Here is a 19,854-nt window from a genome sequence, read left to right on the forward strand (position 1 = left end):
ACCTATTCGACCGGCTGGTAGGGGACCTTGATCCCCGATTTCGCCTTCAGCCATCCCGGAACGGGCAGGCCCTTCGAATCGAGGAAGTCCGCGTTGAAGAGTTTCGACTGGTAGCGGTTAGCATAGTCGCACAGGATCGTCACGATCGTGTGGCCGGGGCCGAGGTCGCGGGCGAGCCGGATCGCGCCGGCAATGTTGATACCCGAGGAGCCGCCGACGGCGATGCCTTCGTTCTCGATCAGGTCGAAGACCAGAGGGACGGCCTCGGTATCGGGGATCTGGTAGGAATAGTCCGGCGTAAAACCTTCGAGATTGGCCGTGATGCGGCCCTGGCCGATGCCTTCGGTGATGGAGCTGCCGGAGGATTTCAGCTCGCCATGCGCATAATAGTTGTAGAGGGCGGCGCCATCCGGATCGGCAAGGGCGATCTTGATGTTCGGATTCTTCGCCTTGAGGCCGGCGGCGACGCCAGCAAGCGTGCCGCCCGAGCCGACGGCCGAAACGAAGCCGTCGACCTTGCCGTCGGTGTCGCGCCAAATTTCCGGCGCCGTCGTCTCGATATGGGCGTCGCGGTTGGCGACATTGTCGAACTGGTTCGCCCAGATCGCACCGTTCGGCTCGGTCTTTGCGAGCTGCTCGGCAAGGCGGCCGGAGAGTTTTACGTAGTTGTTCGGGTTCTTGTAGGGAACGGCCGGCACCTCGACGAGCTCGGCGCCGAGCAGCCGCAGCGCGTCCTTCTTCTCCTGGCTCTGGGTTTCCGGAATGACGATGACGGTGCGATAGCCGAGCGCCTGCGCCACGAGGGCAAGACCGATGCCCGTATTGCCCGCCGTGCCCTCGACGATGACGCCGCCCGGCCGCAGGGCGCCCGAACGCTCCGCCGCCCGGATGATCGAAAGCGCCGCGCGATCCTTGACCGACTGGCCGGGGTTCAGAAATTCCGCCTTGCCGAGGATTTCGCAGCCCGTCGCCTCCGAGGCTCCCTTGAGCCGGATCAGCGGCGTGTTGCCGATTGCATCCAGAACGGACGGAAGAATTGCCATGGGACCCGAGCCTCGCTTCATGTGCCTAGATTGGAAAGCGTCTTTTCGGCCGGCAAGCCGCGCTTTGCAAGAAATCGTGTTCCCATGGAGCGACCTTCCAGAGGGATTTTTTCCATGTCTTGCCCTCAGGCGGCAGGCCGCGTGTAGACCACCTGGCGAACGTCGATGTTTCGGGCCCGAAAGCCCGCCTCGCAATAATAGAAGTAGAACTCCCAGAGCTTGCGGAAGCGCTCGTCGAAGCCGAGCGGGACGATGCGCTCCCAGGCGGCCCAGAAGCGGTGGCGCCATTCGGCGAGGGTGCGGGCATAGTCGTGGCCGAAGCCGATGTCGGAGGCCGTCGCGAGCCCGACCTGTCGGCCGAGGGAGGCAAGGTGCTCGCGGGTCGGCAACATGCCGCCCGGGAAGACGTATTTCTGGATAAAATCCGGATTGGCCCGGTACTCGGCATAGGCCTCCTGCAGAATGGTGATGATCTGCAGGCCCGCGCGGCCGCCCGGCTTCAGGCATTCGCTGAGTTTTGAGAAATAGGCCGGCCAGTAGCGTTCGCCGACCGCCTCGAACATCTCGATGGAGACGATGCGATCATAGGTGCCGGTCTCGTCGCGGTAATCCTGAAACTTAAGCTCGACCCGGTCCGCAAGCCCGGCCTTTGCCATGCGCTCGCGCGCGAAGGCGAGCTGCTGGCGGCTGATCGTCAGGCCCGTCACCTTGCAACCGATCTCGCTGGCGGCGAATTCCGCAAAGCCGCCCCAGCCGCAGCCGATCTCCAGCACATGGTCGTTCGGGCCGATGCCGGTCGCCTCGGCCAGCGCGCGGTATTTTGCGACCTGGGCCGAGGTGAGATCGTTTGCGCCGCGGGAATAGAGCGCGGACGAATAGGTCATCGTTGGGTCGAGCCACTGCGAATAGAACTCGTTGCCGAGATCGTAATGCGCCGAGATGTTGCGCTTTGAGCCGCGGCGGGTGTTGGCATTCAGCCAGTGACGGAATTTTTCCGCGAGGAGGAAGAGTCCGCGCGGGCCGTTGGTGTAGCTGCGGCCGACAGTCGTATTGACGAGGAAGAGTTCGAGGAAGGCGCCGGCATCCGGGCTTTCCCAGTCGCCGTCCATATAGCTTTCCGCAACGCCGATCGTGCCGGCACTGACGGCGCGGTTGACGAGATTCCAGTTGTTGAGCCGGACAGCGGCGCTGGGCCCCTGTGTCCTGCCGCGGATCAAGAAGGTCTGCCCGCCGGGGACGGTCATCGCCAGTGCGCCGGTCTCGAGGTCCAAGAGGCCCCGCAACACCATCCTGGCGCGCAAGGGCAGCCGTCTGGTGCGTTCGGCAAAATTGGCGGACGTCAGTGCATCCTGGTCTGAAAATGCCTTTTCTGAAATCATTTCAGTCGTCATCGATTGCCCCTCTGCCAACCCGACGTTGGATGAAGGCTATCGCCAATGGCGGCGTACGCCAAGACGTGAATCATGACAGGCCGGATCAGGAAGAGGCCTGTCGCCGATCGCAAAAAGCGAGGGCTTTAACGACCTGTTAGCAAACATGGTTAATTTTGCGTCTATCCGGCGCGTCGGAGGGAACGCAAACCCCGATCGGCCGTTTGGAGAGAAACTGGAGACAGCAGGATGTTTTTCGGATTTTTTCAGGTGAGCCCGGCCACGCCCGAGGACGATATTGCAACGGGCACCTACGCGGATGGGGCGATCGGAACGCCGCTCGCCGACCTTTCGGCCCTGCCGCGCGACCGCAGCCAGACCTTCCGCCGCCCGCTGCAGGACCGGGATTACGGCCTCTCCCGCAAGGCTGGCCAGTCCGGCGCCGGAATGGTTGCCTGACACGACGGGCGCCGGGAACAAAGCCATGGCCCGGCGCATTCTTCCTTGGTTCGGCTACCGAACGGAGGAGGCATCCGATGACGCATCCCATCGACAATCGCCAGTTCACGCCCCGCCAGACCCGTCATGTCCTCGACGTCATCGAACATTGCCGCAGGAACGGGCTGGACAAGGCTGAGGAGCGCAAGCTGCTCCTGCTCTTCGGCCGCTTCGCCAGCCGCCACGAACTCCAGATGAACACGAAGCGCCCACCGCTCAGCCCACGCTAGGCTGTCGGGTTTCAACGGCTGAAAGTGTCTGGTGGCTGAAAAGCAGAAGGGCTGCGCTATTCAGCGCAGCCCCTCAAAATCTGGCTCCCCGGGCCGGATTCGAACCGGCGACCTGTCGATTAACAGTCGAATGCTCTACCGCTGAGCTACCAGGGATCATCCGCTCGCTGCGGAGTGAGCGCGTAATACAAACGCCTGATCGATTTGCCAAGCGCTTTTTGACAAAAAAATGCACGAGACTTGATTGATTGTGGACAAGTCTCCAACTGGGAGATGGAAGAGCCTTGGAAAACCGGGCGTTTGCGTGAAATGGACGACGAATGACGACGCGAAAAACAAATATGCATTTTGGCATCGACCCCCGCACGCGGGAGATCGTGATCGGCTCTTTCCGGATGAAACTGCCGGAATCGCGCTGGCTTCGCACCGTGATCGGCGTGCTTCTCATCGTCGGCGGCCTTCTCGGCTTCCTTCCGGTGCTCGGTTTCTGGATGGTGCCGCTCGGTCTTCTCGTGCTTTCGCACGATTCCCCCTTCGTCCGTCGCCAGCGCCGCCGCCTCGCCGTCTGGTGGGCGACCCGAAAGGCACGGCGCAATCCGCGCTGACGGGCTTTGTTGCGTCGCTCCTGCGGACCTGCTCTAACCGGGCAGGCAATGCTTGGGCGAGGGGACTATATGGAACTGCTGTTGAAGGGCGTGGCGATCGGCATCGGCGCCACGGTATTGATGGACCTCTGGGCCGTTCTGCTCTGGAAGGGCTTTCGCCAGGCGCGGCCGAACTGGGCGCCGGTTGGTCGCTGGTTCTGGCACTTGAAGAACGGCACCGTCTTTCATGACGATATCGGCAAGGCGGACCCTTTCGCGTCGGAGCTCGCGCTCGGCTGGATCGGCCACTATGCCGTCGGCATTCTCTATGGTGTGATTCTGGCGCTAATCGTCGGCGGGGCCTGGTTCGCCGCACCGACCTTCCTGCCAGCCTGGATTCTCGGCATCGTCACCGTCGGCGCCGGCTGGTTCCTGCTCCAGCCCGGCCTCGGGATCGGCGTGGCGGCGTCAAAGCTTCCGAATGCCAACATGGTGCGGTTCCTCAATCTGGTCGCGCACACGGTGTTTGCCCTGGGGCTCTACGGGACGGCATTGCTGTTGCGGTGAGTTCAGGGGCGCCGGATCAAAGCGGCGGGCCAAGCAATCGCTCTTGAGGATGGGTATGGGGACGGCCAGCGTGGTCTCGCGGCAGCAACGTGACGTCAATCGGTCGCCCGACCCCGATCTAAAGTTATCGGCAGTCGCGTCCCGCGCCGCTTCTGACAGGTCGCAGTGCGTTCGTCTACCCGTTTGGCGTTTTTCCGGATATCGAACCGTTTATCGTCCGTTACCGAACTCGATGATGTCGATCCTGCGCCGAGAGAGCAGCTCCAGCGACCGGTCCGGCGCGATCCGGTAGACTTCCACATAGTCATCGCCGAACTGATCGCGGAAGTGGTGTTCGAACGTGCTGCCGATCGGCGCCTTGGTCAGCTTCGTGCGCGGCTGGCCCTTGTAGATGATGCTCCCCGGGACCGGCTCAAGCGCGGAAGCGGCTGTGCAGCCCGCCAGGCCAAAGGCAAGGACGATCGCCGCGAAGGTTCTGAGGCTGGGCATCCGATTCTCTCCTGTTGATCTCGCGTGCATCGCCGCAATCCGGTTCCGGCCGCGCATGAGGGCGTGCCCAATATATACCTGGTATATTGGGCAGTGAAATCAAGAGAGTAGATTGACGAAAGAAAGCGATTGAAGGCCGCGACGGAGCCTTCAGATCGTTGCTCTCCAATATCCTACGTCTCTCCCCGCACTTTCTCTGTGCCTTCATCGCTTGCGAGAAGTTTCATGTCGGTGCCATTCCAATGGATTCTGGCGACCGTTTCCCTTCACGCCTTGTGTCAAACAACCGGCGCAAGGCCTCCAACCGCCCGTCGGCGGCGGAAGGGACGCTTGCATCAAGTGCTACGGCAACCATCAGCCCGATCGGGGCCGAGGCGAGGGACCGGGTGGGTGAAGTCGATGCGGTTCATTCCCGCCGCTCCGGTGGCGAGGGTTTCACAGCCATCCCATGCGCAACGCAGAACAGCACATAGAGGTCTTCAATGCCGTGAGCAGTTTCGACCTGCTCCGTTGCGAAGCTGGTCAGATCCTTGAAAATGGCCGAGCCCGGCCGGCACTTCCAGCCGTGGCGGGTCCTGAAATAATCGATGAAGCCCTCGGTCTCAATCATGCTGCGGTTCCTTCTCCAGCGCAGCCCGGCCGGTGAGGGGGATACGATCGCACTCCCGCCGTTGAACGCGGTGTGAAGGCGTTCTACAAGCCATTTTTCTCAAGAACTGAAATTTTGCCGGCAGACCATCGCGCAGTGTGCCCGAGAGCCTTTGCCGGTCTTGGCATGTCTGCTCTCCCATGCTGCGCCCCGCCAATCGAGACCGATCGGCATGCACGATCGCCAGCGGTCAAGCCGGGAGCGTGGCCCGGCATTTTATCGGTGCGGAAAGGCCGAACGTCCCGCCAGATTCATGATCTGAAGGCCGCAGGTTCGAACCGATCGGGCATGGGCGTGATGGACGCGATTGTTTGGCATGGAACGTTTGGTGCACCCGCACAATCCCATCGGGGCGGGCCATGATCTGTTTCCACACCGGGAAAATACACTCGTATTTTCAATCCATTACGATGATGGTTTGAAGGGGGTGGAGGCCTCGCCGAGAACCATCAAGTCCTTATTTTACCGTGTCTTACCTCACTGTCTGCCACACTTTCCAGCAAATATTCTCCAAACGAAATCAATCAGCGGCGCCACACCCTGCCACACCTTCGGCCCCTTCATCACTCACGAGCAGCTTCGTGCCGATGCCATCCCAGTTGATCCTGGCTACCGTCTGGCGCGACAGCCTCGCCCGTTCGGCGTTGCGTGTGTAGATCTTCGACGTTTTCGCATCGCGCCAGCCGAACATTGCTTCCATCATGCTATCCGTCGCCTCATTGTGAGCAACGTCTGTGGCCAGCCCCTTGCGCACTGAGTGCGATGTCAGGTGCGGCATCCCGGCTTGGCGCCACCAATCCGACACTCGATTGCCGAGCCCCTTGATGGAGAACGGCTTTCCATATTCCGTGACGAGGTAGGTGAGGGCGGTTACCTTGTGACGCGCGAGGACGCCTTCGAGGATCGGGTGGATCGGAACCACGAGATCGGTCGGTGTCCGGTTGCGGTTTTTGAAGAGCCGGAGCCGAAATTCGTCGCCGCGGCGATGCTGCGGGCCAAGTACCGATAGGTCGGAAACACGAAGCCCAGTGTACATGCCGATTGAGAGATAGAGGACGGCCCTCGAATCCACGCCGTGATGAGCGATGAAGCGCTCAAGGTCGGACGGCGTGGCGGTTTCGTGGCCGTCGGAATGGAGGCCGAAAGGTTCAACCGCGCGCGCGACGTTGCTCGTGATCGGTTTCCCTTCGCGCTTGGTGTCGAACACCTGGCGCAGCACCTTGAGCCGTTCGTCGGCGGCGAATGGGACTTCTTTCTTCCGATCTCGAAGCACCTCGACATGTGCGATGTTCATTTTCGACAAAGGGATGTCAGCGAAAAGCCGATGATCCTGGGTGCTTAAAGCTTCCGCCCACATCGATTCCATGATGCTGCGCCTGCGGGCCTGAGTGGTTTTGTCGAGGCCGGTGAATGCGTGCGACCGCATGTACTCCATGCAGAGCCAGCGAAATGTATTGGGCTTTACCATCGCTGAAATGGCTTTCGGCTCGACTTTTCGCTCAAGGAGCGCCTGAGCCGAGTTTCTGGCCTTCCAGTAGGCAGCGATGAATTCTTCGGAGTTGATATCGTCCGGGAGCCGGCAAATCCGCTTCCCGTCAATGCGCAGATAGTAGCGCACCGTCTTGTGACGGCTTTTGTTGGTTTCGACGTATGGCAGATCGATGTTGGCCACGCCTGTCACGCAGACGCCCGCCAGTCATCCCCGTCGTCAGCGCCTTCCCTATGATTGAGTAGCCCGTCGTCCGGCCAATCAGCCATCGCTGCGACGATGTCGGACACGAGCCATACCTTACGAGTATGCCATCGTCTCGGCCTCGGAAGGAAGCCCTCCTGGACCATCTGGTCGACTGTGCCGACGCTGACGCCGATAGCAACCGCGACCTCTGCACGGTTGAGCCCGAGGCGAGGGACCGGACGGGTGAAGTCGATTTGGTTCACTCTCTCGGCTCCTTCTCCAGCGCAGCGCGGCCGGCGTCTATCTCCGCCAACACACTCAACGCCTTTTCGTACCGAGTCGAGAGGTGGGGCGCGCCCGGGCGAAGGTTGTCTCGAAGGTCGGCAATCTTGACCTGGCGGGCGATAGGATTTAGGCCGACACGCACAATGAAATCCTCATAGGTCTCGCCCGGCCGGCGCGTGAGAGCATCTACGGCGTTCACGATGCCCTGCGGGAAATGTGCGTCCAGATCGCTCAGGGTGAGCGCGGTGTCCTCGACCACGTCATGCAACACAGCAATCGTCTGCAATGTTGCATCCGAGAACGTTGAAGCTACCCTCAGCGGATGGAAGATGTAGGGCGCGCCTGCCTTGTCGGTCTGACCGTCGTGTGCAAGCGCCGCCATCGCGATTGCTTCACGCAGCATTGTCATGCTCGGTCCTTTTCGGATGTCGGCAGGGCGGCCGCAGCGCATGCCTGCGTGCAAAAACTAGCTATTGCAACTCTTTGGTGATCGTGGCACGATTTTCCACACGCACCTTGGAGGGCTTGAGATGCGTAAACATCAAGAGCAGATTCGGTTTGCGCTGGTCGTCGTCCGCGAACTTGCGGCCCGAGACGGTAGGTCCCTTCTCGTACGCCTCGCTGAGGAGGCATTGTTAGAGAACGAGGTCGGCGACACCAGTTCAATGGCGCAGCGACAGGCTGATAGCGACCGCATGCATTGAGGTGCGCCGGAGATCCTTGGATTTTATCCATCAGACCGAACCCTCCGCTTCGCTGGCGGCCCGGCCAGTATCATTCTCCAACATGGCTTTGATCTCATCAGCCGCCGCCTTCGCCTCGGAGATGCCGAGATGCATTGCATTCGCGTTGTCGGAATCCTCAAGCGACAGTGCGGCTAGCGCCAGCAGGCGCAGACGGTCGCGAAGGCGGTTGATGTGGTCGATCAGATCCGTACGGTTAACCATGGTTGTCTCCTGTTGCTGTGGTGGGGCCGGGCAGCGGAGAGTGCTTCGGCTTGGCGGCCTGCTTGGCGCGGATCGCCTCGACTTTCGTCCAGACGCGCGCCAGCTCGGTTTCGCCGGCCTCGTGCATGTCGAGCGCATTGGCGAGGCAGAGCGCGGCGAGCGTGACCATAACGCCGCCGGCCTCCTGATGGGGTTCGCCTATATCGCGGCCATAGACATAATCGACGAGCTGGAGCGCTTCGTTGGCGGTGCAGCCGCAGGACTGGACAAGCTCCAGCGCCTCTTCAAGGAAGCGGTGGTTCCGCTCCTCTCGATCTCCGGCGATCATAGGGCCGAAGCATTCCATCATCCACGGCTGAACCCGGTCTTGGAATGGCTCGGCGGCTTTCGGCTCTGCCGGCGAAAGCAGTTCGGCGGCCAACTCCTTGATCAGCGGGCCGGTATCGAGCATGAACCGGCGATGGTCTATACCGCCATGGCGCGGCTTCATGTCGGCTGCATAGGAAAGGTCGGTGCTGACGACGATGGCCAAGCCGTTCAGCGAGCCGGAAACGCCCCACTTTCGACCATCACTCACGGTCAGCTCGCCGATGTGATCGGTCATATAGAGGCTGTTGGGGCTGCACTCCGTCCAGTGGCCAGCGAAAGCCGGGCCCTGCCGGTCAGGGTTGTTGGACATGTTCAATCCTTTCCGGATGTGTCTAGGGCGACTAGCGCGCAATGCCGCCAAGTCAATCGCGTGGGTGGGCAACGCGACATGCTAATTTTCAATGGTGAGTTATGCATCTTGCGATGCAATCGATCCGAGCGCAGAATTCTCAAGCTTCAACTTTCGGGGGATTGCTGATGCCTGGGTCCAATAAGGCGATGATTCGTTACCATCTTGGTGTTGCCCTAGAGCTTGCGAAGGAAGCAGACCAAGGGATGCTGGAATACTTGATCGCAATGGCCGGCATAGAAAACGAAAAGCCGAGTGGCGCGATCGAGCGAGCGGCGGTGCGGAACATTCCACGCGAGAACATTGCTTCTCTCGAAGAAGCGTTGAAAGCTGGATAGCGATCATTTGCCACCCCCGGTGCCAGATGATGATGTGGCGGAGCTGGCCTGGTCGGCATAAATCACCGTTACCATCTGAGCCGGGACCCGCGCCTTGATGTTGCCAGCGAGGTCATAGACTGCGAAGAATGGAACCGGTGCGCACTGACCGTTCTCGCCGTAGGCAACGATCTTGGAGGTGGACCCGTCCCATTGCGGTTCGGTCGAGTATCCGCCGGCATCTTCGCCCGGATACCAGATCGAACGAATAGGACGCGGGTCCATGTGGATCAAAGGGATTTCGGTCATGGCCGCTCCTCGTAGAGCTTTCGGCGCGGGAGAGGCGGCAGGCCCTTGTTGGGGTCGCGGCGCTCGGGCTTCGCTGATTTCGGGAAGTGCTGCTTGCCGGGCTTCTTGATGCCCTTGGCACGGTCTTCCATGCGGACGGTCTTCGCAGCCATCGGAATGTCGTGGTTCGCCGTCTTCCAACGATGGCATTTGATGCAGATCGCGGCGCAGTTCTCCAGGCTGTTATCCTTGGAGTTGGCATCGAGGACGATGTGGTCGAATTCCACGCCATAGCCGAGATCCGTTTTGCAACGGGTTCCTGGATCAAGGCCGTACATCGCGCCGACAGCCTCGCAAACCATGCCGGAACGCTTCAGGGCCTCGCGCTGGGTCTTCTTGGTGAATTCGCGACGTTTGGCCATCAGATAAGGCCCTCCGTTGTGCCGGCGAGCATTTCGGGCCGTGTCGCCACGCGCTCCTGAAATCGCTGCAGCGTCTCAACGGCCTGCATGACGTCGCGCTCGACGGCTGCCGATCGGCGCCGGGCGACGAGAAGCTGGATATCCTGGTGGAAGGGGTCGAGGGGCTTGTCGGCTGTTCGGCGGTCGTGAGCCTTGACGTGGGTGATGGTCATGCCGCGCCCTCTTTGCCGAAGGCCGATAGCGCGGGCGCATAGGCGAGTTTCCGAAGCTGTGCGCGCATCCTGGCGGTGTTGCAGATGACCGGCCCGGTGTTGCCATCGATGTGGCCGGGCTCTGGGGCAACGGCCATCGGCACGACGAGTGACCGCAGGATCGGAAACCGGATCAGCTTGCCGTCTTCCACGGTCGTGTAGTAGCTACCGCCCGCCATGACTTCGGCCTCGGTATAGTCGCCAGACCAAACGAGCGGATAGGCGTAGTTGGCGTTATTCGGGCGCCAGAAGGTCACATATGGGCGTCGGTTCCATTCAGGCCGCAGATCGCAGATTAGGAACGGGCCGGGGGCGGTTGCATCACTCATGCCGCTCTCCGCTTCTGCTCTTTCCGCTCTTCGGGAGTCGGCGCGACGAAGCCGAATTCCCGGGCGAGCAGTTCCGTCGCCGCGTTGAAGAACGCGATCATCTCGGGCTCTTCGCACTCGCGGGTGTTGATCGCGCGCGGAACGCCAACAAGGAAGCCGTTGGCGAGCCGGATCGTGTCGACGAAGTTGACGGCCGGCCGGATATACGCGTCCAGCGCCTCCTTGCTCGGCGCGCAGCCGGTTGCATCGATGCATTCCTGCAGCGTAGCCCAATAGGCTTTGAGCCGGTCCAGATTGCGCCACTGCTTGATTTCGAGCTTGACGCGCTGGCCTTGCTGGATTCCATCGAGCGCCTGCAGGTCGTATTGCATTTCCGGCACGAGCGAATGGCCACGGCGGATGAAGGCGTATATGGGCTTTTCGGTGCGCTTCGCCATGGTCAACCTGCCATGCGGAGGCTGACGGCATCGTCGGCCGGCTGCGGATCGTAGATGCGCTGCAACTGCGCGACCGTGCCGCGAACCTCGTTCAGGAAGGCAACGACTTCGCGCTCCAGTTCGGTGATCAGGGTGTCGTCGCGCATGACGCGCTTGCAAAAGAACCGCATGGGCTCGGGCAGGCGAGGGTCGTAGGAGACGAAATCACACCATGCCCGGCCGGTGCATGCCATCTGCCACTGCATCTGCGTGACATATTTCGCCGGCACAGTCTGGCCGAGGAGCGTTTCAATATGGGTGTGGGTCTCGGGGCACTTGATCTCGACGAGGCCGTCGACATCGACGAGCCCGTCGGGAGAAGCCCCGCTGTCGCCGATGGTCGGGTGCAGGACGAATGCGACCTGCTCGACGTCGGTATCGCGATAAAACTCGTACGTCTTGCGCGCGGCCGGCTCCTGCTCGGTTCCCCAAGCCATGGCGGCATTGGTGAAGCGGTCGGCCGGCGTGCCGGTCAGACGCTCGGCAATCAGTTCACCGGCGTATTTGGCGCGGGAGGCTGACGGGCCGGTCTTGGTCTTAGCGATGACGTCGGCCACGCGGGACGCGGTGACCTTGCCTAGGCGGAGTGCGTGCCATTCCGGCGTGCCCTGAATGATATCCTCCATGATTAGGCTCCCTGCTTCTGCTGCTGGCCGAATCGGTCGAGCGAAACCATGACGTCGCGGAACTTGCTGGCCGGCAGGTCGGGCAGGGCCTCGATGTCCCAGCGATTGCAGAAGCGCTGGATGTCAGCGCCGACTGCATCGATTTTTTCGCGGAGCTGCGTGGCCTGTTCGGCTGAGATGGCGCTGTCGTCTTCGGGCGCCGCGTTGCCGTCTCGGTCGTCGCCGGTCGAGATATTGAAGAGCATGCAGAGGAGGTAGCGACGGCCGTAGGTAGCGGTGCTGCCAAATGCCTGGGTGCCGGTCTTGTTCACGCCGCCCTTTGCGCCGGCGCCATCAACCGGGATAGCGCCGATGCCGTTGCGAACGTACCCGTCGGCGTGGGAAACCTCCCAGCGGATCAGAAGCTCGCCGATTTCGTTGTAACCGTCGGGCTGGAACGAGACGCCGAATCCATGGGCGTGGATGATCGGCATGGCCTGCTCTTCGATTGCGGCCAGATCGGCATAGTTCGACCTTGTGTGGGTGTTCCGGCGGTTCTTGACGACGACGGGCAATGCCTTCTGGCATGCCGACATGGCCGTGAAGTAGGACGTCTTGGCGGCGTACTCGCGATCCTCGCGCGCCTGCTGCCGCTGGCGGTCCTCGTCGTGATATTTCATCTCCAGCAGCTTTTCGAGCCGGTCGATAGGCACGTTCGGGTCCATAAGGACGCGCTCGAACATGGCAACCATCGGCGCTTCATGGGCCGGGGCTATGTTGCGTTCTTCCTGTCTCGCGAGAGCGTTCATGTGGCGGGGCTCCTTTAGACGTTGACCGGTCCGGCTTGCGCGCCGAGGCCGATGATGATTGCGAAAACAAAGATGGCGAGGAGGATCAGGCAGGCGTTGCCGTGCTTGGCAGCGCCAGTGTTCGCTTCCTCAAGGATGAGGTAGACCGGGGCCTGAACCTTGCAGGGGACGTTGGAGGCGAGGCAGGAGCACTCGCCGTGGGTGTTGAGGTCGCAGCGGGTCATGCCTCACCGCCGTACTTCACGCCGCAGAACGGGCAGTAGGTCAGGAACATGGAAACGGCCTTCTGCTTGCCGCGTCCTTTCTCGACTTGCTCGGTTTCGAGCATCAGGCCGGGGTGATCATGCTCGCCGAACATCATTGCCTGTGAGAGGCGGGTGTTGCGCGATGCCAGCTTTTCGTTGACGGTCTCGACGCAGTTGCAGGTCATTCCGCAGCCTCCAGTACAGAGGCGCGAAGGCCGAGGCGGTCATTGATCAGGTCACAGAGCCTCTGCCGGCGGTCGTCGTTCAGCTTGATCACGAACACGTCGAAGTCGTTGTTGAAGCGCTTCCACTGGTCGTCGTTGCCTTCGGTGATGACGCCGGCCTCGACGAGTTCCGACATGTCGGTGTTCGCAAGGAAGTAGGCGAGCCGCTTGAGGGTGTTGACGTCGAAGGTCATGCTGCGACCCTCCCGGCGTTCCGGAACTCGGCTTCAAGAGCGACGAGGCCGTGGATGATGGCCTCGGACTGCGGGAGCGACCACGAGGATGGCGGATTGCGCATCGTCACGAAGCGGCGTGCCTGATCCTGCTGGCGGCGGATGTTCTCGGCGACATAGGCGGCGCGCTGGCCTGCCGGGCGGAGCATTGCGCCGTCGCGAATGCGCTGGATCGCCGTGGCAATGCGGTCTGCTTCGGTCTGCATGGGTGGCTTCCTCGTCTTTCCCGGTGGTCGGGAGGTGATTATTGGACTTTAAATCCAATATGCGAGGTCGTCAATAGTTTGGTGGATTTATTATCCAGCTATGTGATTCGACTCGACTCCGGCTTTTCGTTCTGGCTTCATAAGAACGAAAGGAGAACGAAATGGGCTGTGAGGTTCTGAGGACGTATGCACCGTTCACGCTTCACCTGCGGTGCGACAACTGCATGAGGGAGAGCCAGCGGGTGGTTCAAATGCCGACTGGCGACGACATCCCGCGCGATGCGGACGAGCTAATCGAAAGCGCCTTCCTGGGCGGGCTGAAATTCAACTGCCGGCCGTGCGGGAGCGTTATCGCGCAGCTGGTCGGCATCGGAGGAGGATACAGCTATGGCTATTGAGCAAGACGTTCTGGAATTCATCATCGTGCCGCCGTACGAGCGCCGGGCGGCGATCTTTGCGTCGAAGGAACGGATGGAGGCCTATCTGGGCAATCGCTTCCCAGGCTATAGCTTCAAGGCCGCGCGGCTTGGCCCAGTCGGAGACGACGAAGATTTCTGCATCCTGCCGGTCATGAACTTCATTGGCGACGATGGGCACTCGTATATGTGCAACGAGCCGAAGCCGTGGTTCCTGTCTGAAATTCTCGCCGCGTGTGGCGAGTTCGATGTTAGTGGGAGGCGATCATTCGCTGCGTGAAGGGTGTCTTCAGAATATCTTAATTGACTGGTAAGGCGTTCTTTGTATGTTCCTTGGTTCTGGGGGACTCAAGTTATGGTGGCACTTCGATACAAAACCTGCGCGTACTGCGGACGTGAGCATGCACGTGACCAAGCTGGTGACTTTTCACCCCAAAAGTACTGCCGCCAATGCTCCGCCGAGCGACGGGCGATAGCGGCGCGAGTATTCAAATCGAGATCGATTACCACTGAAGAGGTCGATCGGAGCGGTAAATATTTGATCGCGCGTTTCCGTTAGTCACGACGCGCCAAAGAAACTCCGAAGCGAGCGATCTGCGGCCGCCTTGGCAACGAATCCGCCAGACGTGCCTAGCGTCCGTTTGCTTCCCTTGCCAACCGGGTAGGATGTAGCGTTCCAAGAAGCGAGCTTCCCGCGCCTTTCGAGTATCACTTCATAGCGTCTATCACGCGTAGCTCTTTCCCAAACGATTGTTTCGTCGTGAATTTGACAAGTCCACGATACCTCGTCTGCTAGTGGCGCCAATGCATTTAGCGCATCTTTGCACGATGTCAGCCGGTCGCTCGGTTCATCTACTAGCATAGACCGTACAAGGCGGCGCCATTTGCTGGGTATATGGTGAAGCCAAACAAGCTTGTCGGCATGACCGCCATCGCGAACGGAATGGCGAGGAGTTGGAGAGGCTTGATACCAAGCGTCCCCATGAAGCAGCCTATAGAGTGTCATGCCGAATGCCCAAAAATCGGTAGCGACGCTTGCTTGCCCTGTCACGTACGCTTCTGGGGCTAAATGATCGAGATAGATGTATCCTTCAATGTTAGCATACCCAAGGAGCAGGTCGTTTGCGACCAATCCGAAGTCGCCAAGCTTGATCGTCCCGTCTTTGTCAACGAGGATGTTCCCGGGTTTGAGATCCCGATGCAGCATCCCGCGGCCGTGGAGCAGGGACAGCCCTTGGCAGATGTGTGTGGCTATCAACTGCACATAAGGAACTGCGAGTGGACCCTTCTCGTACGGCGCTTGTAGCGATCCGCCGTGGCACAATTCCATCGCGAGGTAAATAGCGTCTTCCGTCGGAGCCTTGTTTATATAGTGGACACGAACAACGTTTGGGTGCTCGGCCTTCTTAAGATTGCCTCCCTCTTTAATCAGGTCATCTTGGCGCTTTGCCCATCGCTCCGGCGTGTCGTCATTCTTAGGGCGTATGACCTTCACAGCGAGTTCACTGTGGATGTCGTCGGAGCCTAAATATACCTCCCCAAAGTGCCCGTTACCCAATTTTTTCGTGATCTTTAAGCTCGATATTAGCTCGGTCATTTGCGCCTTGCCAAAATGAGAAGAGCGGCTTCCCGGCTGCCGTTCCGCATTTCGCCCAAGATGTTGTCCTCCCAAAAGGAGTTGTCAGCGATGTATTCGTCCGCTTTCCGCTCGCCGAAATTTCGGCTGATATTTGCCTTGGACGCCTGGATAACCGGACATTTTGAGCCAAGTGCTGCTATTGCTACGCCGCGAAGTTCCGCAGCGAGCAAGTGGGCTTTTTTCGTCCCTCGTAGGCTCAGGGCGCTCTCCTTGATAATGGCTTTTGCGATACCTTTGTCCTGTGCATAGCCTCGCAACCGCTCGTACATTACGCAGAGCGCTTTCGCGCGATCCCCCGACTGCAATTTTAGTGTCTCATCAAGCACTATCGTTACGGGGCCTTCATCAGGAATCTCCGCATCTACAATCGTGACGGCCTCTCCCGCAACCTGAACCCCAAGCCAACGCTCAGTCACCGCATGTTCCCCTACATTCCTTGGTCCCACCACTAGCCCTTAAGGTTGGCACCTAGAGCCGCTTCAATCAACCAAAGATGTACCTGTGCCCCGCTGAGAATTTGTTAAAATCCCGGCATCTCATTCATCACCCGTCGCACGAGCGCGATTACCTTCACCGTCACGCCGTCATCGGCCCCATGGTCTTGTCGGATGACGATCGCCTTGTGCTTCGCGTTGGTGGATCTCGGGTGAAACTCGGCGCGGTCGGAGTAGAGCTCAAGCTGCTTCACTGACCATTCGCGGAAATGGCCGCTGTCTCGGGTGCGCTCGACTACTACCACCATGCCGGACTTCAATTCGACCAGGTGCTCCACGTCATCGTAGGCGAGGCAGACGAGCCGATCGCCCTGCAGGATCGGGCGCGGCTTCAGATCGTTCATGCTGTCGCCGGAGCAATCGAATAGCAGCTGGCGCGCATTCGGGAATAGTTCGTCGCGGGGGATCGCTACGCGCTGGCGCTCCGACTGGTCGAACTCATCAACCTCGCGGAACGTGCCGGCCTCGACGACGCCAGCAACAAGGCCTTCAGTCAGGCCGGTGCTCGAAAGGGCTACTGTTCCCTCATCCAGTTCAAGGCCTTCTCGTAGCCATAACTCGGTTTTGCCGATAGCTGCGGCGAGTTTCCCCATGATTGCACCGCGCGGCTGCGCGGTGTTGCCACGAAGGTATTTGTTGATGCTGTCGTATGAGACGCCCGACTTCTCGTGCAGGTCCATCTTGGACCAGCCGAGATCGTCAATCGCCTTCTGCAATCTTTGCCACCATTCCATAGGGTTGAGCATACTTTAGGATTTATTTTCCGTTTTGGATTTAACGTCCATTGAAAATGGATTTAAAATCCTGTAGTGAGTTCGGTTATGAGCACGACCAGAACCATTGCAGATATCATCAAGGACTGTGGCGGCGCCCGACGGATCAGCGAGGCTTCCGGCCTCAATTCGGACGGCAAACCGAACCTGACCCATGCGGCCGTGTACAAATGGCCGCTGACCGGAATTCGGGACACGCACTGGCCGTTGATCATGACCTTGACGGCCACCACGCCCGACGAACTGCATTCAGCAAACTGCGCGGCTCGCGGCGTCGAGATGATGGCGGTGTCAGCATGAGCGGGTTCGTCTATGCAATCGAGAGCGGCGGCCGAGTAAAAATTGGTTACTCGGCAAAGCCTGACCAGCGGTTCTCGAAGGTCGCATCCGATGCCCCGTTCCCGTGCGAACTTCTGGGCTACTGGCCCGGGACCGTGGCAGACGAACTGGACATCCACGCGAAGTTCAATGGCATCCGTGTTCATGGCGAGTGGTTTGCCGCGACTGCGGAGCTCCTTGCTTTCGTCGCACAACATGTCGTTCCGACCAGGAAGCAAACGGCCATGCCGCGTGGATGCGAGCCGGCGGCTTCTCTCATTGTGAAGTTCGGTAGCGTGAAGGAACTCGCCGAAGCTGCCGGCACCACTATTCACGCCGTCGGTCGCTGGCGCCGAGAGAAGGGCAAAGGCGGCACTGGCGGAACGATACCTCACTGGCATGTCGAACCAATCCTCGCCGCCGCGAATGAGCGGGGGCTTGAGCTAACTGCGGCCGACTTCTTCTCCGCCAAATTGGCCTCACAGTTTGAAGGTGCAGCATGACCGACGCACACGGCGTAGCCCGCGACCAGCTCCGCGCCTTCATCGAGCGCATAGAGCGTTTGGAAGAAGAGAAGAAGTCCATCGCCGACGACATCAAGGACGTCTACGGCGAGGCCAAGGGCACGGGCTTCGACACCAAGATCCTGCGCGAAGTCATCAAAATCAGGAAGATGGACAGGGACGAGCGCGCCGAGCGCGAAGCGATCCTCGACACCTACCTGCAGGCACTCGGCATGATCGAGCAGCCCGGTTTCTTCGATGACGAGCCGCGCCAGCCGGCCCCGGTCGAGCGTCAGCCCGCCATGGCGCTGCGCTCCGACGGTGGCCTCTCCATCGTCACCAAGCACGAAGACATCACAGCAGCGCCGGACACGGCAACAGTTCCCTCGTCCGAGCAATCGGAGGGCAATGGATCGCGTGATCATCAGCACGTCCATTCCCGGCAGACTGATGGGGCCAAGCATGGAGGGCAAGACGGAGAGCCTGCGGGCGCCGACCATGCATCCCATCTGCCGGAAACGGCAAACGAGACGATGGGCGGAACTGGGGATGACTGCAGCTTCGGGAACCGCGGAGTATGGCCCCCTCAAGGCGGTGCGAGTAGCAGCCGCGGAAACGACAGCCTCAGCGTCGTGACAGCGGGAGAGACCGCGACCATTCCCCAATCGGACGACGGCGCAATCGCTGCAGTGAACGGCAAGGCCGGACTGGCGAACGCCGATGGCGTTGAACCGCCGTCGTCCGGTCAAGTCGAGACACCCAGCAACGACGACGCTGATCACGCCGCCGGCGCCAACGTAGGAGGCGATCATGTAGAGAGCATCGTGGAGCGCGAACGGGATGGAATCTCGACCTCGAACACAGGGGAGGGTGCCGCATGCGCTCTCCCCGCCAAGCCGAAGTTCGTCCTCCGGCCGTACTGCCGGAATCCCGGTGAAACCTGCGGCGGATCGGGCACCACTCATTGTCACTCCTGCCTCAAGGCTCGCGAAGAGGTGGCCGCATGAAATCGCTCCGATATTCCAAGGGATATGACGCCGTCGCGCAGCGCATCGTTGAAGGGGCGCACGATACCGGCCGCGCGCAGATCGCCCGCGCCGAAGTCTCGGAACGGGTCAAAGCGTTCATCGCCGCAAAGGGCGTTCGTCGTTTCGAGCCCGGCGCGTCTGGCGACTATCAGGCCATCAAGTCCTTTCTGCTGGATCGGGGCTATGTCCTGTCGTCTGGCCGTGCCGGCCTGACCTACCAGATTTCCCGTCCCGGGCAGCGCGGCCGCCCGAAGGGTATCGGCTGGGCAAAGATCATCGCCCTCGTCGACGAGCTTCGCGCCTCGGAAGGCCTCGAACCTTTGAAGAGGAGAGCGGCATGAACTGGCTTCTTTACGGCATGCTGGCATTCAGCGGCGTCTGCCTTTTAACGGCGATCGCGCTTGTCTGGGCCGGGACTGATGACGAGCAGCAGAACTCCAACGACGACCAGATCCATTTCGGTCAGCGCGGCTCCTCCTCCTCCGGCTGACTGAACGGCCGGCGCGTTGGTTCCTCCTCCCTCTGCGCGCCGGCCAACACCTTCACCTTCGGAAAACCTCCCTGAAGCCTCAGCACGACGGCATGGGTGACGGATCCAAGGGAAACGAACGAGGACGCCGAAGCCGAGGATACCCCGGCGTCCTCTTGATCCCCGGCAGACGATGCGGCGGCAGGGCCAGGGGATGACGAATTTGCGGTTTGCCCAATGCGGCGGGCCGGAGACGGGAAAGGCACCACATCGCCGGCAAGCGATACGCCTTCCCCGTCACCATTGTGAGTGCTCCTGAAGTTCATCGGAAGCTCCTTTCGACAAGGGGAAGATGACACAGGAGAAATCGGAATATGCGGAAAAGGTATAGGAAAACTCCGAAAATGAGCACCGTTGAGTTTTGCCAAGATGCGCTCAGGAAGCACATCGCGCCGAGATCGATAGGCAGCGTCAAAGAGCGCATCACGCATGCGGCTCGACAACTCGGCTGGTCCACTTCCCGCACGAAAGACGTTTGGTACGCCGATCCTCGCATCTCGATCAACGGCGATGAACTCCATGAAATCGAACAGGAATCGGGTGTCTACTATGGCCGCCAAGAAGCACGAGAACTTGATCGGGAGATCGAACACGCCACTGCGCTCCTGGTGGAAATGCAAGCGGGTAGCCCTCGCACGCTCGCTCATGCGCTCATCGAAGCAGCTCGCATTCTGGCTCGCTCCGGAACTTAAGG

At 60.5% G+C, this 19,854-nt stretch carries 34 protein-coding genes, 1 tRNA gene and 1 pseudogene; 13 read left to right on the forward strand and 23 right to left on the reverse strand.

Annotated features, from left to right (window positions below; all coding sequences use genetic code 11):
- Nucleotides 1-2: 2 nt before the first annotated feature.
- Nucleotides 3-1,043 carry a cysteine synthase A gene (locus K0P03_RS07205; protein WP_023514346.1) on the reverse strand — a complete coding sequence of 347 codons (1,041 nt, stop codon included), beginning with the start codon at nt 1,041-1,043 and terminating at the stop codon, nt 3-5.
- 125 nt (nt 1,044-1,168) lie between these two features.
- On the reverse strand, nt 1,169-2,434 hold the full coding sequence (locus K0P03_RS07210; protein ID WP_050743101.1) for an SAM-dependent methyltransferase: 1,266 nt from the start codon (nt 2,432-2,434) through the stop codon (nt 1,169-1,171).
- A gap of 228 nt (nt 2,435-2,662) precedes the next feature.
- On the opposite strand from K0P03_RS07210, the gene K0P03_RS07215 reads away from it, so the two are divergent.
- Complete coding sequence (locus K0P03_RS07215) at nt 2,663-2,872, forward strand: hypothetical protein (protein ID WP_023515544.1); 210 nt, start codon at nt 2,663-2,665, stop codon at nt 2,870-2,872.
- Between the two features lie 77 nt (nt 2,873-2,949).
- Nucleotides 2,950-3,141 carry a hypothetical protein gene (locus K0P03_RS07220; protein WP_023515543.1) on the forward strand — a complete coding sequence of 64 codons (192 nt, stop codon included), beginning with the start codon at nt 2,950-2,952 and terminating at the stop codon, nt 3,139-3,141.
- Nucleotides 3,142-3,222: 81 nt separating this feature from the next.
- Here K0P03_RS07220 and K0P03_RS07225 read toward each other — a convergent pair.
- Nucleotides 3,223-3,297 (reverse strand) — tRNA-Asn (locus tag K0P03_RS07225).
- A gap of 185 nt (nt 3,298-3,482) precedes the next feature.
- Here K0P03_RS07225 and K0P03_RS07230 point away from each other — a divergent pair.
- Both K0P03_RS07230 and K0P03_RS07235 read left to right on the forward strand, forming a co-directional pair.
- Nucleotides 3,483-3,746: a hypothetical protein gene (locus K0P03_RS07230; protein WP_245290098.1), complete on the forward strand. Its 264-nt coding sequence runs from the start codon at nt 3,483-3,485 to the stop codon at nt 3,744-3,746.
- Between the two features lie 69 nt (nt 3,747-3,815).
- The gene (locus K0P03_RS07235) at nt 3,816-4,292 is read left to right on the forward strand and encodes a DUF2938 domain-containing protein (protein ID WP_050743102.1); all 477 of its coding nucleotides are present in this window, start codon (nt 3,816-3,818) and stop codon (nt 4,290-4,292) included.
- 210 nt (nt 4,293-4,502) lie between these two features.
- Here K0P03_RS07235 and K0P03_RS07240 read toward each other — a convergent pair whose 3' ends face one another.
- The 6 genes from K0P03_RS07240 to K0P03_RS07265 all read right to left on the reverse strand — a co-directional run bounded on the left by K0P03_RS07240 (nt 4,503) and on the right by K0P03_RS07265 (nt 9,016).
- The gene (locus K0P03_RS07240) at nt 4,503-4,781 is read right to left on the reverse strand and encodes a hypothetical protein (RefSeq protein WP_272789225.1); all 279 of its coding nucleotides are present in this window, start codon (nt 4,779-4,781) and stop codon (nt 4,503-4,505) included.
- A 406-nt stretch (nt 4,782-5,187) separates the two neighbouring features.
- The gene (locus K0P03_RS07245; protein WP_130519946.1) at nt 5,188-5,391 is read right to left on the reverse strand and encodes a hypothetical protein; all 204 of its coding nucleotides are present in this window, start codon (nt 5,389-5,391) and stop codon (nt 5,188-5,190) included.
- Nucleotides 5,392-5,950: 559 nt separating this feature from the next.
- Nucleotides 5,951-7,102 carry a tyrosine-type recombinase/integrase gene (locus tag K0P03_RS07250; RefSeq protein WP_272789226.1) on the reverse strand — a complete coding sequence of 384 codons (1,152 nt, stop codon included), beginning with the start codon at nt 7,100-7,102 and terminating at the stop codon, nt 5,951-5,953.
- 262 nt (nt 7,103-7,364) lie between these two features.
- Nucleotides 7,365-7,799, reverse strand: a complete 435-nt coding sequence (locus tag K0P03_RS07255) for an HD domain-containing protein (RefSeq protein WP_272789227.1) — start codon at nt 7,797-7,799, stop codon at nt 7,365-7,367.
- A 325-nt stretch (nt 7,800-8,124) separates the two neighbouring features.
- Nucleotides 8,125-8,337, reverse strand: coding sequence for a hypothetical protein (locus tag K0P03_RS07260; protein ID WP_050743108.1), 213 nt, complete (start codon nt 8,335-8,337; stop codon nt 8,125-8,127).
- A complete protein-coding gene (locus tag K0P03_RS07265) occupies nt 8,330-9,016 on the reverse strand; it encodes a hypothetical protein (RefSeq protein WP_272789228.1) in 687 nt (228 codons plus the stop codon). The genes K0P03_RS07260 and K0P03_RS07265 overlap by 8 nt, the downstream gene beginning before the upstream one ends.
- 167 nt (nt 9,017-9,183) lie before the next feature.
- Between K0P03_RS07265 and K0P03_RS07270 the strand changes: the two genes are divergently transcribed.
- Nucleotides 9,184-9,393: a hypothetical protein gene (locus K0P03_RS07270; RefSeq protein WP_050743110.1), complete on the forward strand. Its 210-nt coding sequence runs from the start codon at nt 9,184-9,186 to the stop codon at nt 9,391-9,393.
- Between the two features lie 3 nt (nt 9,394-9,396).
- Here K0P03_RS07270 and K0P03_RS07275 read toward each other — a convergent pair whose 3' ends face one another.
- The 11 genes from K0P03_RS07275 to K0P03_RS07325 form a co-directional block, all read right to left on the reverse strand.
- Nucleotides 9,397-9,681 (reverse strand): hypothetical protein, encoded by a 285-nt coding sequence (locus K0P03_RS07275; RefSeq protein ID WP_272789229.1) that lies wholly within the window; start codon nt 9,679-9,681, stop codon nt 9,397-9,399.
- On the reverse strand, nt 9,678-10,082 hold the full coding sequence (locus K0P03_RS07280) for an HNH endonuclease signature motif containing protein (RefSeq protein WP_272789230.1): 405 nt from the start codon (nt 10,080-10,082) through the stop codon (nt 9,678-9,680). Before K0P03_RS07280 ends, K0P03_RS07275 begins: the two co-directional genes overlap by 4 nt.
- Nucleotides 10,082-10,294, reverse strand: a complete 213-nt coding sequence (locus K0P03_RS07285) for a hypothetical protein (protein WP_272789231.1) — start codon at nt 10,292-10,294, stop codon at nt 10,082-10,084. The genes K0P03_RS07280 and K0P03_RS07285 overlap by 1 nt, the downstream gene beginning before the upstream one ends.
- Nucleotides 10,291-10,662: a hypothetical protein gene (locus K0P03_RS07290; protein WP_050747028.1), complete on the reverse strand. Its 372-nt coding sequence runs from the start codon at nt 10,660-10,662 to the stop codon at nt 10,291-10,293. Before K0P03_RS07290 ends, K0P03_RS07285 begins: the two co-directional genes overlap by 4 nt.
- Nucleotides 10,659-11,099, reverse strand: a complete 441-nt coding sequence (locus K0P03_RS07295) for a hypothetical protein (RefSeq protein WP_272789232.1) — start codon at nt 11,097-11,099, stop codon at nt 10,659-10,661. Before K0P03_RS07295 ends, K0P03_RS07290 begins: the two co-directional genes overlap by 4 nt.
- Nucleotides 11,100-11,101: 2 nt before the next feature.
- The gene (locus tag K0P03_RS07300; RefSeq protein WP_050746770.1) at nt 11,102-11,764 is read right to left on the reverse strand and encodes a lambda exonuclease family protein; all 663 of its coding nucleotides are present in this window, start codon (nt 11,762-11,764) and stop codon (nt 11,102-11,104) included.
- 2 nt (nt 11,765-11,766) lie between these two features.
- On the reverse strand, nt 11,767-12,486 hold the full coding sequence (locus K0P03_RS07305; protein WP_272789233.1) for an ERF family protein: 720 nt from the start codon (nt 12,484-12,486) through the stop codon (nt 11,767-11,769).
- 80 nt (nt 12,487-12,566) lie between these two features.
- On the reverse strand, nt 12,567-12,776 hold the full coding sequence (locus K0P03_RS07310) for a hypothetical protein (protein WP_272789234.1): 210 nt from the start codon (nt 12,774-12,776) through the stop codon (nt 12,567-12,569).
- The gene (locus K0P03_RS07315; protein ID WP_272789235.1) at nt 12,773-12,982 is read right to left on the reverse strand and encodes a hypothetical protein; all 210 of its coding nucleotides are present in this window, start codon (nt 12,980-12,982) and stop codon (nt 12,773-12,775) included. The genes K0P03_RS07310 and K0P03_RS07315 overlap by 4 nt, the downstream gene beginning before the upstream one ends.
- Nucleotides 12,979-13,215: a hypothetical protein gene (locus K0P03_RS07320; protein WP_272789236.1), complete on the reverse strand. Its 237-nt coding sequence runs from the start codon at nt 13,213-13,215 to the stop codon at nt 12,979-12,981. The genes K0P03_RS07315 and K0P03_RS07320 overlap by 4 nt, the downstream gene beginning before the upstream one ends.
- A complete protein-coding gene (locus tag K0P03_RS07325) occupies nt 13,212-13,460 on the reverse strand; it encodes a hypothetical protein (protein ID WP_272789237.1) in 249 nt (82 codons plus the stop codon). The genes K0P03_RS07320 and K0P03_RS07325 overlap by 4 nt, the downstream gene beginning before the upstream one ends.
- 224 nt (nt 13,461-13,684) lie before the next feature.
- Here K0P03_RS07325 and K0P03_RS07330 point away from each other — a divergent pair, with 224 nt between their 5' ends.
- Nucleotides 13,685-13,858, forward strand: a complete 174-nt coding sequence (locus K0P03_RS07330; protein WP_272789238.1) for a hypothetical protein — start codon at nt 13,685-13,687, stop codon at nt 13,856-13,858.
- Nucleotides 13,848-14,156 carry a hypothetical protein gene (locus K0P03_RS07335; protein ID WP_272789239.1) on the forward strand — a complete coding sequence of 103 codons (309 nt, stop codon included), beginning with the start codon at nt 13,848-13,850 and terminating at the stop codon, nt 14,154-14,156. The genes K0P03_RS07330 and K0P03_RS07335 overlap by 11 nt, the downstream gene beginning before the upstream one ends.
- A gap of 279 nt (nt 14,157-14,435) precedes the next feature.
- Here K0P03_RS07335 and K0P03_RS07340 read toward each other — a convergent pair whose 3' ends face one another.
- The 3 genes from K0P03_RS07340 to K0P03_RS07350 form a co-directional block, all read right to left on the reverse strand.
- A complete protein-coding gene (locus K0P03_RS07340; protein WP_272789240.1) occupies nt 14,436-15,473 on the reverse strand; it encodes a serine/threonine-protein kinase in 1,038 nt (345 codons plus the stop codon).
- Nucleotides 15,470-15,931 carry a hypothetical protein gene (locus tag K0P03_RS07345; protein ID WP_272789241.1) on the reverse strand — a complete coding sequence of 154 codons (462 nt, stop codon included), beginning with the start codon at nt 15,929-15,931 and terminating at the stop codon, nt 15,470-15,472. Before K0P03_RS07345 ends, K0P03_RS07340 begins: the two co-directional genes overlap by 4 nt.
- Before the next feature lie 104 nt (nt 15,932-16,035).
- Nucleotides 16,036-16,725 (reverse strand): XRE family transcriptional regulator, encoded by a 690-nt coding sequence (locus K0P03_RS07350; RefSeq protein WP_272789242.1) that lies wholly within the window; start codon nt 16,723-16,725, stop codon nt 16,036-16,038.
- Nucleotides 16,726-16,830: 105 nt separating this feature from the next.
- On the opposite strand from K0P03_RS07350, the gene K0P03_RS07355 reads away from it, so the two are divergent.
- The 6 genes and pseudogenes from K0P03_RS07355 (at nt 16,831) to K0P03_RS07380 (ending at nt 19,852) form a co-directional block, all read left to right on the forward strand.
- Entirely contained in the window at nt 16,831-17,082 is a 252-nt protein-coding gene (locus tag K0P03_RS07355) for a hypothetical protein (protein WP_272789243.1), read from the forward strand.
- Nucleotides 17,079-17,603: a GIY-YIG nuclease family protein gene (locus tag K0P03_RS07360; protein ID WP_272789244.1), complete on the forward strand. Its 525-nt coding sequence runs from the start codon at nt 17,079-17,081 to the stop codon at nt 17,601-17,603. The genes K0P03_RS07355 and K0P03_RS07360 overlap by 4 nt, the downstream gene beginning before the upstream one ends.
- Nucleotides 17,600-17,851, forward strand: a pseudogene (locus K0P03_RS07365) (DUF2312 domain-containing protein); the annotation flags it as partial. The gene K0P03_RS07360 and the pseudogene K0P03_RS07365, both read left to right, overlap by 4 nt.
- A gap of 755 nt (nt 17,852-18,606) precedes the next feature.
- Complete coding sequence (locus tag K0P03_RS07370; RefSeq protein ID WP_272789245.1) at nt 18,607-18,972, forward strand: hypothetical protein; 366 nt, start codon at nt 18,607-18,609, stop codon at nt 18,970-18,972.
- Entirely contained in the window at nt 18,969-19,121 is a 153-nt protein-coding gene (locus K0P03_RS07375; protein WP_272789246.1) for a hypothetical protein, read from the forward strand. Before K0P03_RS07370 ends, K0P03_RS07375 begins: the two co-directional genes overlap by 4 nt.
- A 383-nt stretch (nt 19,122-19,504) precedes the next feature.
- Nucleotides 19,505-19,852 carry a hypothetical protein gene (locus K0P03_RS07380; protein WP_272789247.1) on the forward strand — a complete coding sequence of 116 codons (348 nt, stop codon included), beginning with the start codon at nt 19,505-19,507 and terminating at the stop codon, nt 19,850-19,852.
- The last annotated feature ends 2 nt before the right edge of the window (nt 19,853-19,854 follow it).

It is taken from the genome of Shinella sp. HY16 (assembly GCF_028534175.1).
Classification (GTDB): Bacteria; Pseudomonadota; Alphaproteobacteria; order Rhizobiales; family Rhizobiaceae; genus Shinella.

Bases quoted from the DNA above. Each gene is read 5' to 3' on its own strand.
- K0P03_RS07340 (WP_272789240.1), bottom strand. From the start codon at position 15,473: ATGACCGAGCTAATATCGAGCTTAAAGATCACGAAAAAATTGGGTAAC.
- K0P03_RS07215 (WP_023515544.1), top strand. From the start codon at position 2,663: ATGTTTTTCGGATTTTTTCAGGTGAGCCCGGCCACGCCCGAGGACGAT.
- K0P03_RS07380 (WP_272789247.1), top strand. From the start codon at position 19,505: ATGAGCACCGTTGAGTTTTGCCAAGATGCGCTCAGGAAGCACATCGCG.
- K0P03_RS07335 (WP_272789239.1), top strand. From the start codon at position 13,848: ATGGCTATTGAGCAAGACGTTCTGGAATTCATCATCGTGCCGCCGTAC.
- K0P03_RS07325 (WP_272789237.1), bottom strand. From the start codon at position 13,460: ATGCAGACCGAAGCAGACCGCATTGCCACGGCGATCCAGCGCATTCGC.
- K0P03_RS07280 (WP_272789230.1), bottom strand. From the start codon at position 10,082: ATGGCCAAACGTCGCGAATTCACCAAGAAGACCCAGCGCGAGGCCCTG.
- K0P03_RS07210 (WP_050743101.1), bottom strand. From the start codon at position 2,434: ATGACGACTGAAATGATTTCAGAAAAGGCATTTTCAGACCAGGATGCA.
- K0P03_RS07240 (WP_272789225.1), bottom strand. From the start codon at position 4,781: ATGCCCAGCCTCAGAACCTTCGCGGCGATCGTCCTTGCCTTTGGCCTG.
- K0P03_RS07290 (WP_050747028.1), bottom strand. From the start codon at position 10,662: ATGAGTGATGCAACCGCCCCCGGCCCGTTCCTAATCTGCGATCTGCGG.
- K0P03_RS07315 (WP_272789235.1), bottom strand. From the start codon at position 12,982: ATGACCTGCAACTGCGTCGAGACCGTCAACGAAAAGCTGGCATCGCGC.
- K0P03_RS07235 (WP_050743102.1), top strand. From the start codon at position 3,816: ATGGAACTGCTGTTGAAGGGCGTGGCGATCGGCATCGGCGCCACGGTA.
- K0P03_RS07275 (WP_272789229.1), bottom strand. From the start codon at position 9,681: ATGACCGAAATCCCTTTGATCCACATGGACCCGCGTCCTATTCGTTCG.
- K0P03_RS07355 (WP_272789243.1), top strand. From the start codon at position 16,831: ATGAGCACGACCAGAACCATTGCAGATATCATCAAGGACTGTGGCGGC.
- K0P03_RS07265 (WP_272789228.1), bottom strand. From the start codon at position 9,016: ATGTCCAACAACCCTGACCGGCAGGGCCCGGCTTTCGCTGGCCACTGG.
- K0P03_RS07375 (WP_272789246.1), top strand. From the start codon at position 18,969: ATGAACTGGCTTCTTTACGGCATGCTGGCATTCAGCGGCGTCTGCCTT.
- K0P03_RS07310 (WP_272789234.1), bottom strand. From the start codon at position 12,776: ATGACCCGCTGCGACCTCAACACCCACGGCGAGTGCTCCTGCCTCGCC.
- K0P03_RS07205 (WP_023514346.1), bottom strand. From the start codon at position 1,043: ATGGCAATTCTTCCGTCCGTTCTGGATGCAATCGGCAACACGCCGCTG.
- K0P03_RS07260 (WP_050743108.1), bottom strand. From the start codon at position 8,337: ATGGTTAACCGTACGGATCTGATCGACCACATCAACCGCCTTCGCGAC.
- K0P03_RS07300 (WP_050746770.1), bottom strand. From the start codon at position 11,764: ATGGAGGATATCATTCAGGGCACGCCGGAATGGCACGCACTCCGCCTA.
- K0P03_RS07320 (WP_272789236.1), bottom strand. From the start codon at position 13,215: ATGACCTTCGACGTCAACACCCTCAAGCGGCTCGCCTACTTCCTTGCG.
- K0P03_RS07285 (WP_272789231.1), bottom strand. From the start codon at position 10,294: ATGACCATCACCCACGTCAAGGCTCACGACCGCCGAACAGCCGACAAG.
- K0P03_RS07370 (WP_272789245.1), top strand. From the start codon at position 18,607: ATGAAATCGCTCCGATATTCCAAGGGATATGACGCCGTCGCGCAGCGC.
- K0P03_RS07330 (WP_272789238.1), top strand. From the start codon at position 13,685: ATGAGGGAGAGCCAGCGGGTGGTTCAAATGCCGACTGGCGACGACATC.
- K0P03_RS07270 (WP_050743110.1), top strand. From the start codon at position 9,184: ATGCCTGGGTCCAATAAGGCGATGATTCGTTACCATCTTGGTGTTGCC.
- K0P03_RS07305 (WP_272789233.1), bottom strand. From the start codon at position 12,486: ATGTTCGAGCGCGTCCTTATGGACCCGAACGTGCCTATCGACCGGCTC.
- K0P03_RS07230 (WP_245290098.1), top strand. From the start codon at position 3,483: ATGCATTTTGGCATCGACCCCCGCACGCGGGAGATCGTGATCGGCTCT.
- K0P03_RS07220 (WP_023515543.1), top strand. From the start codon at position 2,950: ATGACGCATCCCATCGACAATCGCCAGTTCACGCCCCGCCAGACCCGT.
- K0P03_RS07255 (WP_272789227.1), bottom strand. From the start codon at position 7,799: ATGACAATGCTGCGTGAAGCAATCGCGATGGCGGCGCTTGCACACGAC.
- K0P03_RS07360 (WP_272789244.1), top strand. From the start codon at position 17,079: ATGAGCGGGTTCGTCTATGCAATCGAGAGCGGCGGCCGAGTAAAAATT.
- K0P03_RS07295 (WP_272789232.1), bottom strand. From the start codon at position 11,099: ATGGCGAAGCGCACCGAAAAGCCCATATACGCCTTCATCCGCCGTGGC.
- K0P03_RS07245 (WP_130519946.1), bottom strand. From the start codon at position 5,391: ATGATTGAGACCGAGGGCTTCATCGATTATTTCAGGACCCGCCACGGC.